The organism is Dorea sp. D27 (genome assembly GCF_001185345.1).
Taxonomy (GTDB): domain Bacteria; phylum Bacillota; class Clostridia; order Lachnospirales; family Lachnospiraceae; genus Extibacter.
In genome coordinates this window covers 900,108-914,416 of the sequence record NZ_KQ236743.1, presented here as the reverse complement: position 1 = coordinate 914,416, position 14,309 = coordinate 900,108, and the positions used below count along the sequence as shown (strand labels likewise).

Below are 14,309 nucleotides of genomic sequence, written 5' to 3'. Positions count from 1 at the left end.
CGCCGATAGCGGCTTGCATCCCGCAGGATAAGGGCTACGGAAAGGATTCTCCGCCTCTCCCGCTTACACCTGCGCATCTCCCACCCGGCTCCCCGTCCGCTATCTACTTTACTAACAAGGGCGTGAGCGGCCGTGTGACGTTACCGGCCAGCGGATGAACGCTGGCTGCGTCAGCTGGATGGAAAATAGTAGCAAGCTTAGTGTATACAGCACATACAGTTTAAAACGTTGTATATTATCGCAGTTAAACGTTTGCAGCGTGGCGTACACGCCGTTGCTGCAGGAAGAGCCGGAGTCAGGCAAGGGATGTTATCTCACATAACAGCCCTGTACCTGATTCCGGCTCTTCCTCATTATAATTATAATTCCATTTTGCCAAAGGTTTTCACTCGCTCAGCTTTTTTATTAATATACCGGCACAGATAAATTCCTTCCGACCGCCAGCAGCGTCACACAGCCGTCCCCGCCCGTGCCAGTAAAGCAGATGCCCCCTGCCTCCCCAGCGGCGTCCTAATTTACGAAACCCCCACTTACTTCTGATTCCTGAATTGCATCGGTGTTATACTATATGCTTTTTTAAAAAGCCGGTTGAAGTGCTCTACGTTCTGGTATCCGACGGAGAGTGCTATATTTTCTACTGTCATATTGCTGCTTTTCAGCAGAGCCCTCGCTTTTTTCATTCGAATTTTCTTTACCAAATCTCCAAATGTCATCCCTGACTTCTCTTTAATGTATTTTGAGAGATACGGTTTTGACAGAAAGAACTTTTCTGATAAGTCATCCAGTGTTATATCAATATAATTTGCCTGGATATAGTTCAATATTTCAATCATTCTAGCATCTTTACACGTATCAGAACTTCCTATGGCCTCTATCTTGTTGACAGCTACCGTCAGCGCCTCAATAGATGCACTGATGATATCTGCGTCGATACCTACGCCCCACAGCGCCTTTCCGTTGCAGATAATGCCTACATATGCCACGGCTTTGGAGGATGACCCTTTTGTTAATGAATGTTCTTCGTAGAAGGTGAGTTCATAACTGATGTTAAAATACTGTTTGATTGCATTGCTCACCGCATCCAGACGTCCGTTTCCCATGGCCGTAATCACATGAGCTTCACCGCCGTGGTTGATAGTCGTTTCTGCCGTGATTCCGTCTACCTGTTTAAAGTGGCACTCGTCTATATGGAACACCGGCTTCGTATTTACATAGTTGTCGGAGAATATCTGGTATACCCAGTCCGGCGTCAGCTCTTTGTGCGCTTTGTCTGAGACATCTTTCACCAGATAACCGACCTCCTCCCGCATCTTTTCCGGGAGATTGATGCCGTAGCTCTGCTTCAATATATAGTTCACGCCGCCCTTTCCGGACTGGCTGTTGATCCTGATGACATCTGAATCATACCTTCTGCCAACATCCTGCGGATCAATCGGAAGGTAAGGTACGGTCCATTTGCCGCTTTTCCCGTCATCCTTCCATGACATTCCTTTCGCTATCGCATCCTGATGCGATCCGGAAAATGCAGTAAATACAAGATCCCCTGCATATGGCTGCCTCTCATACACGTGCATTCTCGTAAGCTGTTCGTATTTCTCACGTATTTCTCCCATATTAGAAAAGTCGAGTCCTGGATCCACACCGTGGGAATACATGTTCATAGCCAGAGTGATGATATCCACATTGCCGGTACGTTCCCCGTTACCGAACAGTGTTCCTTCTATCCTGTCGGCTCCTGCCAGCATTCCCATTTCCGCGGTCGCCACTCCGCTGCCGCGGTCATTGTGGGGGTGCAGGCACAGGATTACATTGTCCCGGTAATTCAGATGTTTGTGCACGTACTCTAATTGGCTGGCAAATACATGCGGCATGGCGTTCTCTACCGTGGTCGGTATATTGATGATAGCTTTATTGTCCCCAGATGGCTGCCACACGTCCAATACAGCATTACACACATCGACTGCATAATCCACTTCTGTCCCAGGAAAACTCTCCGGGCTGTACTGGAATGTAAAGTTGCCCTCTGTCTCATCGGCAAGTTCCTTTAACAGCTTAGCCCCATCTACCGCAATCTTCATAATGTGCTCTTTGGTTTTCTTAAATACCTGCTCCCTCTGGGCTACAGACGTGGAATTATACAGATGTATGACTGCATGCGGTGCACCCTTTACCGCCTCGAATGTCTTTTTGATAATGTGTTCTCTGGCCTGGGTCAAAACCTGTACCGTAACATCTTCCGGTATCATGTTTTTCTCAATCAATGTCCGCATAAACTGATATTCCGTCTCCGAGGCGGCTGGAAATCCCACTTCTATCTCTTTAAAGCCTATGTCTACCAGCATCTGGAAGAACTCCAGCTTTTCTTCAAGACTCATAGGCTCGATAAGCGCCTGGTTGCCATCTCTCAAATCTACGCTGCACCAGATAGGAGGGTGATCGATATATTCCTTCTTCACCCAGTCATATGTAACCTCTGGCGGCATAAAATACTGTCTTTCATACTTCTCAAAATTCTTCATTACACTCTCTCCTTCTACTTGTTCTATACATTGATAATTATCTGAAATATCATGTATCACATCATACTTATCAGATAAATATAAATCAACTTTGTTGTTCTTTTTTATACTTCTATATCCTAACATATGCATACAAAAAAAGAAAGTGACAAATATAATCACTTTCCTTGATTGATATTAATATAAGTGTGAATTAGGACGTAAGAAAATTGAATTTGATCACGTCCCAGTTCACACTTTTTTCACAATTTATCTAGTTTGCTTCGAGCGAACGTTTCTTGGTGATTGTAACTTTTTCCTCATAGCATGTAAAGATTTCATCTATATGTTCTTTCTTGAGCTTTGGTGTCAATATGCTGACGATCGGTACTACGACAAGACCCGCAACCATCGCTATCGCTCCAGCGTTGATTGGTGACGCGATATAGTGCAGGAACATGTTGGACACCGTGATACCTACTCCTGCCGCGAAGCTGGCCCATACGGCTGCCTTCGTGACCCCTCTCCAATACAGCCCATACAAGAACGGCGCCAGGAACGCTCCTGCCAGCGCACCCCATGAGATTCCCATGAGCTGAGCGATAAAGGTCGGCGGGTCAAGTGCAATCACAACGGAGACCGCGATAAAGAATACGATCAGAACCTGCATCGTCCTGACTTGTTTCTTTTCGCTCACATTCTTCATAACATTGTCCTTCAGGAAGTCCAGCGTTAGCGTTGAACTTGAAGTGAGTACGAGTGAGGCCAGTGTTGACATAGATGCGGAAAGTACGAGCACCACCACCACGCCTATGAGTATGTCCGGCAATGTGGAAAGCATGTGAGGAACGATGCTGTCAAATACTACATTTCCGCCCTCATCATAGATAGCGCTGCCATCGAACAGCCTACCGAATCCTCCCAGAAAATAGCTTCCACCGGCCACGACGCAGGCAAATAAGGTCGAGATGACGGTTCCTGTATTGATGGCTTTCTCGTCTTTGATTGCGTAAAACTTTCCAATCATCTGCGGAAGCCCCCATGTTCCAAGCGACGTCAATATCACAACCCCAAGGAGATTTAGCGGATCCGGTCCAAAAAAGGATGTAAACGCACCCGGCTGTCCCAATGTAACCGGCACATCACTGGGAAGCTCCGCCATCTTACGTATGGCCTCCAGAAATCCTCCCTGCCCGCTAAGGACCGCCGCAATAACTGCCACGATACCAATCAGCATGATGATTCCCTGGATAAAGTCATTAATCGCTGTCGCCATATATCCGCCGAGTATGACATAGATGCCGGTGAATACAGCCATAGCTATGACACAATATGTATACGGAATGTTAAATGCCATACCAAACAGACGGGACAAGCCGTTATAAATGGAAGCTGTATATGGGACGAGAAAGATGAATACAATCGCGGACGCTGCTATTTTGAGCGCTTTGCTGCTGTACCTTTCGCCGAAGAAATCCGGCATCGTCTTAGACTTCAGATGCTGGCTCATGACCTTCGTACGGCGACCGAGCACGACCCAGGCCAGGAGGCTGCCTATCAGTGCATTGCCGATACCTATCCATGTAGAAGACAAGCCATACTTCCAGCCAAACTGTCCTGCATAACCCACAAATACAACCGCTGAAAAATAAGAGGTACCATAAGCAAATGCCGTTAGCCAAGGCCCGACCGACCGCCCTCCCAGTACAAATCCATCTACACTTGTCGCATGCTTTCTCGAATAAAGCCCTACTGCCACCATTACCGCAAAAAATACGATAAGCAGCGTCAACTTGATACCCATAATGTTCTCCTCTTCTCTCATTTAGTCATTTCTTTTGCTTTAATCCGTTACGCTTTAAAGCATTAAAGTATTAAGACTTATGTAGGATATCATATCCCCTCGCCTTTGTCAATAGGGGACAGGTTAAAATGGATCGGGGACGGGGTTTTTTAGAAAACCCGTCCCCGATCCATTTTAACCTGTCCCCCAAAGAGTCCCAAAAAAGATGAAGTATTTCTACTTCATCTTTTCTACTCTGTCTTGTATTGTCTTATTGAAATTTTCGACTTTCCTGCTGTATATTTCTGTCATGTATTTTGAGTTCAGCATAAAGTCTGCCGTCGCCAGGTTGTTTGCTATCGGAATATCGTACACGACCGCTATGCGCAGCAGCGCTTTGACATCCGGGTCATGGGGCTGTGCCTCCAGCGGGTCCCATAAGAATATCATAAAGTCAATCTGCCCTTCAACAATCTTGGCGCCTATCTGCTGGTCGCCTCCGAGCGGTCCGCTGTTATATCCCTTCACAGGAAGCCCTGTTCGCTCTGATATCAGCCTGGCCGTCGTCCCTGTACCGCACAGGAAGTGGCTCTTAAGTACATCTTTATTCCTATCGCACCAATCCACCAGCTCCTTCTTTTTTCCATCGTGTGCGACTAATGCGATATGCTTCGCTTTACCAATCTCGAATGTTACGTAATTTTCCTCTAACATATGTGCTCCTTCCTGTCCATTACGACTAGTCCCACTGCTCCATCGTCTCGAACCTCCCGACCGTAAGCCATGCAATGAGGACTGTAACTATCATACTATAAAACAGCATAATAGGAAAGACAAAGTTATAATGAATCAAAAATCCCATCAGCGCCGCCAGCCCTATGCCGACCCCCAATATGCCTCCCTGGACTGCCATCGCAAAGATGCTTTTCCCCGTATTGCCAAGCGTACTGCCGAGAATGCTCTCCCCGAGTATCTTGATATAGAGACGGTTGGCCTGAAGCACGCAATAGATCAGGATACACATCACCAGCTGGTACGCTGGTATCCGCCATGCAATTCCAACAGGCACCGCCAGCACGGTACCGTCCACCAGAGACTTTATATGCTCCATCACAGTGGCATACCAGAGCTTGCGCATCGGTTTGTCAGGAATGAGAAAAATATATGGATTGGCAAGCTCCTTATTCCATTTTCCAAGATAACCCGTCGTGAGGAAAATCAAATACGCCATCACGCCCAGCAGGGACAGCCCCGGCGGGATATGCTCCGGCGCGTCTATCACAAAAACGCAGACGGCAGCCCCTATGATGCTGTACAGGGTCATGGAGCCGAATATAAAATATTTTTCTTTCTTATATTCCAGCAGCTGCCTGTAAAATATGGCCTTTGCCCCGGAACCACGATAGTGCATACCGGCCTTCTTAAATTTTTTCTTTTTACCGATCGAGAGGACGACCTCGCCTTTTTTACTGCGGCTCTTCATCTCCGCGTAATCATCCGCGAACTTAGCCGCATCCTCATAATAAGCACCGCTGCACTTCATCCTGAGCGCAACAGACAGCATCCCCGCACAGCTCAGGAAAAACAGGGCGGCTCCTATGACATTCACAGCTGCAGGGCCGATTACTATAAGCCTCACCGCAGCCACACACCATCCTGCTACCGGTACGAGCTGCAGGGCCGGAAGATTGAAGATATCTTCGACCGCAGCTGCAGAAAACCCGTTCTTTTTTATAAACAGTACAATGATAACCGCAATAACACCAATCAGGACGTATATGCTCTTGCATATAATCTTCACGAGCGGCTCAAAACGCTTTTCCTTCGCATATAAAAAAATGATAAGGCTCGCTTCAAACACGGTTTCACATACGAACAAGACAAAAAACAATAAGGCCGCTCTCCCGACAGACAGATGGAAGATTGTGATACCCGCCAGCGCAATCACCACATCCATGATAAGATTGATTACAAAATTCTTCACCGCACCATATAAAAGAATTTTCTTGGGACTGATAGGCGCAGGAAAAATAAAATGCTGATGGCTCGGCTTAAAGATGACTCCCTTCAGCTTGGCATATGAGATGAAATTAGAGCAGATTGCCAGGTACACCCATGCCGTAAGGATATAGACCAGCCATTTTACGGAGTCGATTCCTCCGTTTCTGGCCAGTATCCCCCAGCCGGCCAGCAGCAGCACCATATAGGCGCCGCCAAGCACGATGTAGATATATGTGACCGGCTTCTTAAGCGCTTTCTTCAGCTTGTTGGAAAACGTACGCTTCGTCAGATATAATAGAGCATCCATCACCGGTTACCTCCCGTCAGCTCAAAGAACAGGTCATCCAGATCTTTTCCGCCCACTTCTTCCTTCGTATAGGAACCGATGATATGGCTCTTCTCCATCACGAACATGATATCCCACAAGTCTTCTACCATCTCAAGCATATGGGTGCTGATCAGTACAGTCACTCCCTCTTCCCGGAGCTCCAGCACCGTCTCTTTCAACTCTTTTATCGCTTTCGGGTCCAGACCTACCATCGGTTCATCCAACAGTATGACCTTCGGCTTGATTGCCAGAGCACAGCAGATGCTCACCTTCTGCATCATCCCCTTTGACAATTCGTTACCTAGCTTATCCTGCTTATCTTCCATCTCAAAACGGCAGAGTATCCTCTCTATCTCGTCATCCGTAATTCCGCTGTCGTAAGCATGGCGGATATATTCAATATGCTCCCTGACCGTAAGTGCCTCAAACATGTTAGGAATCTCAGGCACATAGGCAAAACATTTCTTCGCGTCCATCGACTTTGCGGGAATCCCCTGTATCTGTATCTCTCCCTTGTATCGCAGCAGTCCCGCTATACTTTTGATGATGGTTGACTTCCCCGCCCCGTTCGGTCCAAGCAGAATCCCCACCCTGCCGTCTGGCACGGTAAAATTCACCTGATCCACTGCCAGTACCTTGCTGTAAGATTTGCTGAGATTCCGTATTGCCAACATAACTTTTCCCTCCTAATAAGCTCTTTGTCCTCACTTTTGTACTATTGATTTAATACAATAATACGTTATTAGACGCCCCGTGTCAAGAAAAACGATAGCAATACATGCAAACCCGACAAAATGAATGCTATACGGTAAATACTTCCTTATCGTCCGGCACAAAGAGATTTCCGTGATAATACTGCTTCCCTTCCTCTGTATACAGTTTTTTTCTATCCGGCAGATGTGTCTCTTCCGTGTGATACAAAATGAGGTTTGGAATGCCAAGCCTCTCAGCCAGCTCACATGCTTCCTTAACCGTACTGTGATGCTTCTCATACGGACGGAACGTTTCAGCCTCCCGGTAAAGGCAGAATGCCTCGTGCATCAGCCAGTCGCTGCCTTTTACATAGCTCTCTTCGCATGGATTGTACGGTTCATCACCGCAGCACGTTATCTTTTGCCCTTCGCGCGTCACCATGGAGAATCCGAACTGCCTTGCTTTCGTGGAACCGATGTCAAAAAATGTCACATCCTGTCCTGTTATCTTCCGGCTCTCTCCATCTTCCACTGTTATAATGCGGATACGTCCACCTATATGCTTTGCTACTTTCTTTTGTATCGTCAGGCCTGCAATCGTCCGAATCGTTCCTGCAAGTCCGTCGTGGCAGTAGATTCTCAGTTCGCCCTCATATGCACCCTGATTCATCTTCTGTCCTATCATCCGTAACAGCCAGATAAGGCCGAGGAAATGATCGATGTGCTCATGGGTGAGAAAGATGTCATGGATATCCTCAAGACGGATTCCCACCTCTTTCAGAATCTTCAGAATCTGGTTGCCTCCGCCTGCATCCACAAGGAAATGCCGATTCCCTTCAGACAGCGCGAAGCACGTATTATAGCACTCCGTCACGGCAGCATTGCCTGTACCCAGTATCGTCAGCTTCATCTATTCCTCCCCGCCGCTCTCTTCGTAATGCTTGATCAGTGCCTGTGTTCCGAGACTGCCATAGCCTTCGTTTTCCAGTTCTTCATAATTTGCCAGCGCCTGGCTGAGCACTTCCAGGCTGAGCCCGCTTGCATTTGCCTCAGTCAGGGCAAGCTTCATGTCCTTGATAAAGTGCTTCATGAAGAATCCCGGGGCATAGTCGCCTTCCAGAATCTTCGGCCCGAATATATCCAGCTGCCTGCTCCCTGCTGCTCCGGTTGATACAGACTTCAGCACCGTGGGCAAATCAAGTCCTTTTGCCTTTGCATAGGTCAGCGCCTCACACACGCCTGACAGCGTCCCGGCTATCATAATCTGGTTGGCCATCTTACAGTGCTGTCCGCTGCCCGGCCCTCCCTGAAAATTGATATTGGTGCCCATCGCTTCAAAGAGAGGCATGCAAGATTCATAATCCTCCTGTTTTCCCCCGACGAGAATGGACAACGTTCCTTCCCGGGCACCTGTGTCCCCGCCGGTTACCGGAGCATCCAGCACATGGAAGCCCTTGACGGTTCCCCTGTCATATATCTTTTCTGCAAGCATCGGGCTCGTCGTCGTCATGTCGATGAGATACGTGCCTTCCTCCGCGCTGTCGAGTATATTCCCTTCGTCAAAATATACCTCTTCCACGTCCTTTGGATAGCCGACAATCGTAATCACCGCGTCGCAGCCTTTTACGCAACCTCCTATGGACGCATGGAAAATTGCTCCCTCTTCGATTACATCCTCGACATTCGCCTTCGTACGTGCATAAATATGCAGTTCAAACCCTGCTTTCATCAAATTACGCACCATAGATTTTCCCATGATTCCAACACCGATAAATCCTATCTTTTTCATCGCTCCTGCCTCCTTAGCATAGCATCCCTCTGGCTTACACAGTTCCCTTCTTATCTTACTCGGCCACCTTTTCTACCACTTCGCCCTGGCATTTATAGATGCTTTTGCCCGGCACATATCCCCTTACGGAAGACAATGGATAGATATTTGTATAGCTGCCCACTACACTGCCAGGATTCAGGACGGTTCCACAGCCGACCTCGACTTCATCGCCGAGCATGGCACCGAATTTTTTAAGCCCCGTCTCAATCTTCCCCTCCGGCGTCTTGATTACTACGAGCTTCTTGTCGGATTTGACATTGGACGTGATAGAACCTGCTCCCATGTGTGATTTGTATCCAAGCACAGAATCGCCAACATAATTATAGTGGGGCACTTGTACCTTGTTAAACAGAATCACATTCTTCAGTTCAGTAGAATTACCCACGACCGCGCCTTCTCCCACTATGGCATTCCCACGGATAAACGCGCAATGCCTGACCTCCGCATTCTTTCCTATGATAGCCGGACCGTTGATATAGGCAGACGCAAATACTTTCGCTGACTTTGCAATCCACACATTATCCCCGGCTTTATCGTACTCGTCTGCCGGCAGAGTCTCACCAAGCTTCACGATAAATTCACCTATCTTCGGGAGAACTTCCCACGGATAGGTAACTCCGTCAAATATATCCTTTGCTATCGTCTCCTCAAGCGTATACATTTCCTTTACAGTCAATTCCTTCATAAGATTCTCCTTTTCTGCCGGACTGGCGCCGGACTTCATGAATTATAGTTTTATTTTGTCTTTGCCTTCTCTTTTTCCTTTTTATAATAACGGGCCGCCCTATCATAGAAAGCGCGGAGCTGGTACTGGTTGTTCAACCCCTTGACCCCGTTCGTACGGCTTACGATAAAGTGATCCAGCTTCGTCATATATTCATCCGGCGTAATCTCGCCGTCCGCCACATATGTAAGTCCCTTTTCCCAGCTTGCGGTAAGCTCCGGGTTCAAAAGAGATTTGATCGACTGGTCTACCACATCATATATCATCTCTCCCTGCAGCGTCGGCGTCACAATCTGCGTCTTCTTGTTCAGGGCAAGGTATTTGTTGCCTATAAGCTTCTTTAATATCTCTCCCCGCGTTGCACTTGTCCCGATGCCGCTTCCTTTTATCTGGGCGCGCAGTTCTTCATCTTCAATGAGCTGCCCGGCATTTTCCATCGCCAGGATGAGGGAGCCTGAATTGTAACGTTTTGGCGGCGATGTCTTGCCCTCCTTGATGTCCAGCGATTGTACCGGGAGCACCATACCCTTTTTCAGTCCCTGAATCCTCTCGAAGAAGCCATTGTCTGTCTCCTGTCCGTTCTCTCCGCCCGGCCCCTCCTCCGCCTCCTTGCCGTTCTTATTCTGGCCCGGAATACCGGCCACCTTCAGGTATCCTTCCTCCGCCAGCACTTTAAAGCTGGAAAAAAAGCATTCTTCCTTTATCTTTGTAACGATAGACACTTTCTGATAAACCGCAGGTGGATAAAAAATACTCAGGAACCGCTTCACGATAACATCATACACCTTCTTTGACACGGCACTGAGGCCATTCAGCGCCCCCAGGCCCTGCCCGGTCGGTATGACGGCATAGTGGTCCGTAATCTGCTTGTCGTTCACGTATCTCGTCTTGGCAAGACCCTTATGGCTTCCGTAGGAGACGATTTCCTCCAGGAATTCGACAGCAGGCGCATACTTCATGAGCCCGTTCAGGTTCTTATGTATTTCCTTCGCCACAGCGGTGGACAGTACACGTGCATCCGTACGGGGATACGTGACAAGCTTCTTTTCATACATCTCCTGCACGACCCGCAGCGTCTCGTCCGGGCTGATCTTAAACCGCTTGGAACATTCATTTTGTAGTTCCGCCAGGTTGAACAACAGCGGCGGGTTCTTTTTTTCTTTTTTCTTTTCAATAGACACAATGCTGCACTGCACAGGAGCAGGTTCGCTCAGTCCTTCCATCAGTCCCCTGGCATCTTCCTTTTGCAAAAAGCCATTTTCCTTGTAAAGCTTCGGGGATGCAAACCATGCAGAACCTTTGACCGCACGCCACTCTCCTTCAAATGTCTGTCCTGTCTCACCGCTGGTGCTGATGACGCGGTAAAATGGCGTCTCCACAAATTCCCGGATCTCCCGTTCCCGCCGCACGACCATACCGAGCACGCACGTCATGACACGCCCTACAGAAATCACAGAATATTTCGTGTGAAGATAATTGGATATGCTGTTCCCATATTTTAAAGTGAGAAGCCTGGAAAAGTTGATTCCCATCAGATAATCCTCTTTTGCCCGCAGATATGCGGAGGCAGAGAGGTTATCGTACTCTTTCAAGTCTTTGGCTTCACGGATTCCTCTAAGAATCTCTTCTTCTGTCTGGGAATCGATCCACACTCTGCGGCGTTCTTTTCCATGGACATCGGCCTGCTGCTCCACAAGGCGATATATATATTCTCCTTCCCGTCCCGAGTCGGTACATACGTAGATCGTCTCCACATCTTCCCGGTTCAAAAGCCCGGCCACGATCCTGTACTGCTTTTCTACCGAAGGTATGACTTCATACTTGAATCGCTCCGGTATAAAAGGCAGAGTCTGGAGGCTCCACCTCTTATACTTCTCGTCATAGCTCTCCGGATAGCTCATGGTCACCAGATGCCCGACGCACCAGGTCACGATAGAGTCATCCGACTCCAGATAACCGTCTCTTCTTTTCGTTGTAAGCTTCAGCGCTTTGGCAAATTCCTGCGCCACGCTCGGTTTCTCAGCAATATAAAGTGATTTCCCCATATAATATATCTGTACTCCTTCGTTGTCTACTTTCCAAATAGATGTCTTATTTTATCAAGAAACGTCTTAGGCTTCTCCGGCGTCTTTCGCTTCGCGTTCAACGCCTCCTGCATAAATAATGCCTGGGAATCTATACGCGGCTCTGCCTTATCCACCTTCTCATAACTGCCGTCAGGCCTAAGTACCCTCGCTTTCACGTTATCCGAAAGCATAATCTTCAGATAATGGTTTATCTGGCGTCTGATGTCCTCATTCAGGACAGGGCATGCCACCTCCACCCTTTTCTCCGTATTCCTCGTCATCATATCTGCGGAACCGATGTAGATCTTCTGATCCGCCCCTGTTCCAAAGCTGAAGATACGGGGGTGTTCCAGATAGCGGCCGACGATGCTCGTAACCGTGACATTATCCGTATAGTCTTTGACTCCTGGTAATATACAACATATCCCCCGGACAATCAAGTCTATTTTCACGCCCGCGCGTGACGCTTCCGACACTTTTTCGATAAAGTCGACGTCTGTCAGCGAATTCATCTTCATGATAATGCGGCCGCCGGTGCCTTTGCGGATCTCTTCATCCATCAGGTAAAGCACCCTCTGCTTCAGGCTTGTCGGTGCAACGATAAGCCTGTTGTACATCCCGTCCAGATTGCTGATAGACATGTTCTTGAAAAATTCTGACGCATCCCTGCCAATCTCCACATTTGCTGTCATAAGGGACAGGTCCGTATACATTGCGGCAGTCTTTTCATTATAGTTCCCTGTTCCAATCTGGGTGATATACTGGATTTCATTCCGGTTCCTGTATGTGATGAGGCATACCTTGGAATGCACCTTATACCCGTCGAAACCATATATGACACGGCAGCCCGCTTCTTCCAGCCGTTCCGACCAGTCAATGTTGTTCTGTTCATCGAACCTCGCCCTCAGTTCGATAAGGACCGTCACTTCTTTTCCATTCTCTGCCGCAGCGCACAGGTACTCCACCAGACGCGCCTTCTTGGCCAGCCGGTATATTGTAATCTTAATCGTCAGTACATTCGGATCTGTGGACGCCTCCTTGATCAGCCTGAGAAACGGGTTCATGCTTTCATACGGATAGTACAGCAGCAGATCCTTCTTCCTTATCTGCTGCTTCATCGGACTTCCTTCCTGCACAAGAGCAGAATTCTGGGGCGTAAAAGCCGGATATACGAGAGAACGCTTCATCGCCTCCGGCAGATTGCCGCTGATTGCGAACATATAAGCCAGCTTCATCGGCATCTTTGTCCTGAATATCTGATTCGGCTGAATGGCAAACTTCCCGCAGAAATACTGTTCCATCTCTTCGCTCAGCTTCTCTGCCACCTCCAGCCGCACGACCGCCATCCGGCGCCGCTTGTGCAGCGTCTCCTTCATCAGGTAACGGAAATCGTCATTTACCTCAAGCGCCTCGTCATCCGGCGCTATGTCCGCATTCCTCGTAACGCAGATGTAGTTCTTGTCCGTCACTTCGTACTGCTCAAATACAAGGTCCAGGTACTCCATGATGACTTTTTCCATGCGGATATAACGGATATCATGTCCCGGCAGATACAGTATGTCTGACACGAACTGCGGCACCGGTACGATACCCTGCATCGACTTATCCTTATATTTCAGATTGGCCGTCACATATATCTCCTTGTTCAGAAGATGCGGAAACGGATGGTTCGCATCTACTATCTGGGGAGACAGAATCGGAAGAATCTGCTCCTTGAAATACTTTTTGACATACTTCTTCTCAGACTGTTCCAGCTCTTTAAAATCCAGACCGCAGACGCCGTATGGGCTCAGCTGCTTCTTAATCTCCGCATATGTCTTATCCCGCTCCTTATAAAGCGGCGCCACGGCTTCGAAAATCTTCCCCAGCTGTTCCCCCGGCGTCATGCCGGAGCGGCTGTCAGTCGTGTTGGAATCCGTCTGGACCATATCAAAGAGACTGCCCACCCGAATCATGAAGAACTCATCCAGATTACTTGTGAAGATAGCCACAAACTTCATCCGTTCCAGCAGAGGCACAGTCGGATCCTGTGCCTCTTCCAGTACCCTCTTGTTGAACTTAAGCCATGACAGTTCTCTGTTCTGTGTGTAATTAAGAATATCATTTTCCATACTTTTAACCTCATCCTTCTTTCGTATTCCTGAAATGTAATCAGTATATGCACCCGGGCATTATTTTCAGAATACCAGATCAGAGTCCCTGCCTCTATCACGTATGTGTGAAATGCATGTAAAATCTCTTTACATTTTATCACTTATCGTATGCAAAATAAAGCCTCATTTGAAGCAGCTGGAAGTTTCGTGAATTAGGCTGCGTAATGCACGCCGTTGTTGCAGGAAGAGCCGGAACCAGGCAGAGGATGTCATCTCGTATTACATCCCCGTAC

The 14,309-nt window shown here is 48.1% G+C and carries 10 protein-coding genes; all 10 read right to left on the bottom strand.

The window, feature by feature from the left end:
• Window positions 1-530 precede the first annotated feature (530 nt).
• The 10 genes from HMPREF0980_RS04340 to ppk1 all read right to left on the bottom strand — a co-directional run bounded on the left by HMPREF0980_RS04340 (window position 531) and on the right by ppk1 (window position 14,034).
• Window positions 531-2,519, bottom strand: coding sequence for a 2-isopropylmalate synthase (locus HMPREF0980_RS04340; protein WP_049727885.1), 1,989 nt, complete (start codon window positions 2,517-2,519; stop codon window positions 531-533).
• 253 nt (window positions 2,520-2,772) lie between these two features.
• The gene (locus tag HMPREF0980_RS04335; RefSeq protein WP_049727884.1) at window positions 2,773-4,302 is read right to left on the bottom strand and encodes a sodium:solute symporter family transporter; all 1,530 of its coding nucleotides are present in this window, start codon (window positions 4,300-4,302) and stop codon (window positions 2,773-2,775) included.
• Between the two features lie 216 nt (window positions 4,303-4,518).
• A complete protein-coding gene (locus HMPREF0980_RS04330; protein ID WP_049727883.1) occupies window positions 4,519-4,995 on the bottom strand; it encodes a methylglyoxal synthase in 477 nt (158 codons plus the stop codon).
• Between the two features lie 25 nt (window positions 4,996-5,020).
• Window positions 5,021-6,589, bottom strand: a complete 1,569-nt coding sequence (locus HMPREF0980_RS04325) for a putative ABC exporter domain-containing protein (protein WP_049727882.1) — start codon at window positions 6,587-6,589, stop codon at window positions 5,021-5,023.
• Complete coding sequence (locus HMPREF0980_RS04320; protein WP_049727881.1) at window positions 6,589-7,284, bottom strand: ABC transporter ATP-binding protein; 696 nt, start codon at window positions 7,282-7,284, stop codon at window positions 6,589-6,591. Before HMPREF0980_RS04320 ends, HMPREF0980_RS04325 begins: the two co-directional genes overlap by 1 nt.
• Before the next feature lie 127 nt (window positions 7,285-7,411).
• The gene (locus HMPREF0980_RS04315) at window positions 7,412-8,212 is read right to left on the bottom strand and encodes an MBL fold metallo-hydrolase (protein WP_049727880.1); all 801 of its coding nucleotides are present in this window, start codon (window positions 8,210-8,212) and stop codon (window positions 7,412-7,414) included.
• On the bottom strand, window positions 8,213-9,091 hold the full coding sequence (locus HMPREF0980_RS04310; RefSeq protein ID WP_049727879.1) for an NAD(P)-dependent oxidoreductase: 879 nt from the start codon (window positions 9,089-9,091) through the stop codon (window positions 8,213-8,215).
• Window positions 9,092-9,146: 55 nt separating this feature from the next.
• Window positions 9,147-9,818, bottom strand: a complete 672-nt coding sequence (locus HMPREF0980_RS04305; protein WP_049728324.1) for an LbetaH domain-containing protein — start codon at window positions 9,816-9,818, stop codon at window positions 9,147-9,149.
• A 50-nt stretch (window positions 9,819-9,868) separates the two neighbouring features.
• The gene (locus tag HMPREF0980_RS04300; protein ID WP_049727878.1) at window positions 9,869-11,902 is read right to left on the bottom strand and encodes a DNA topoisomerase; all 2,034 of its coding nucleotides are present in this window, start codon (window positions 11,900-11,902) and stop codon (window positions 9,869-9,871) included.
• Between the two features lie 26 nt (window positions 11,903-11,928).
• On the bottom strand, window positions 11,929-14,034 hold the full coding sequence (gene ppk1, locus HMPREF0980_RS04295; protein WP_049727877.1) for a polyphosphate kinase 1: 2,106 nt from the start codon (window positions 14,032-14,034) through the stop codon (window positions 11,929-11,931).
• Window positions 14,035-14,309: the final 275 nt, after the last annotated feature.

Excerpts from the sequence above, each read along its gene's own strand:
- HMPREF0980_RS04320 (WP_049727881.1), bottom strand. The coding sequence starts at position 7,284 with ATGTTGGCAATACGGAATCTCAGCAAATCTTACAGCAAGGTACTGGCA.
- HMPREF0980_RS04330 (WP_049727883.1), bottom strand. The coding sequence starts at position 4,995 with ATGTTAGAGGAAAATTACGTAACATTCGAGATTGGTAAAGCGAAGCAT.
- HMPREF0980_RS04315 (WP_049727880.1), bottom strand. The coding sequence starts at position 8,212 with ATGAAGCTGACGATACTGGGTACAGGCAATGCTGCCGTGACGGAGTGC.
- HMPREF0980_RS04340 (WP_049727885.1), bottom strand. The coding sequence starts at position 2,519 with ATGAAGAATTTTGAGAAGTATGAAAGACAGTATTTTATGCCGCCAGAG.
- HMPREF0980_RS04325 (WP_049727882.1), bottom strand. The coding sequence starts at position 6,589 with ATGGATGCTCTATTATATCTGACGAAGCGTACGTTTTCCAACAAGCTG.
- HMPREF0980_RS04335 (WP_049727884.1), bottom strand. The coding sequence starts at position 4,302 with ATGGGTATCAAGTTGACGCTGCTTATCGTATTTTTTGCGGTAATGGTG.
- HMPREF0980_RS04310 (WP_049727879.1), bottom strand. The coding sequence starts at position 9,091 with ATGAAAAAGATAGGATTTATCGGTGTTGGAATCATGGGAAAATCTATG.
- ppk1 (WP_049727877.1), bottom strand. The coding sequence starts at position 14,034 with ATGGAAAATGATATTCTTAATTACACACAGAACAGAGAACTGTCATGG.
- HMPREF0980_RS04300 (WP_049727878.1), bottom strand. The coding sequence starts at position 11,902 with ATGGGGAAATCACTTTATATTGCTGAGAAACCGAGCGTGGCGCAGGAA.
- HMPREF0980_RS04305 (WP_049728324.1), bottom strand. The coding sequence starts at position 9,818 with ATGAAGGAATTGACTGTAAAGGAAATGTATACGCTTGAGGAGACGATA.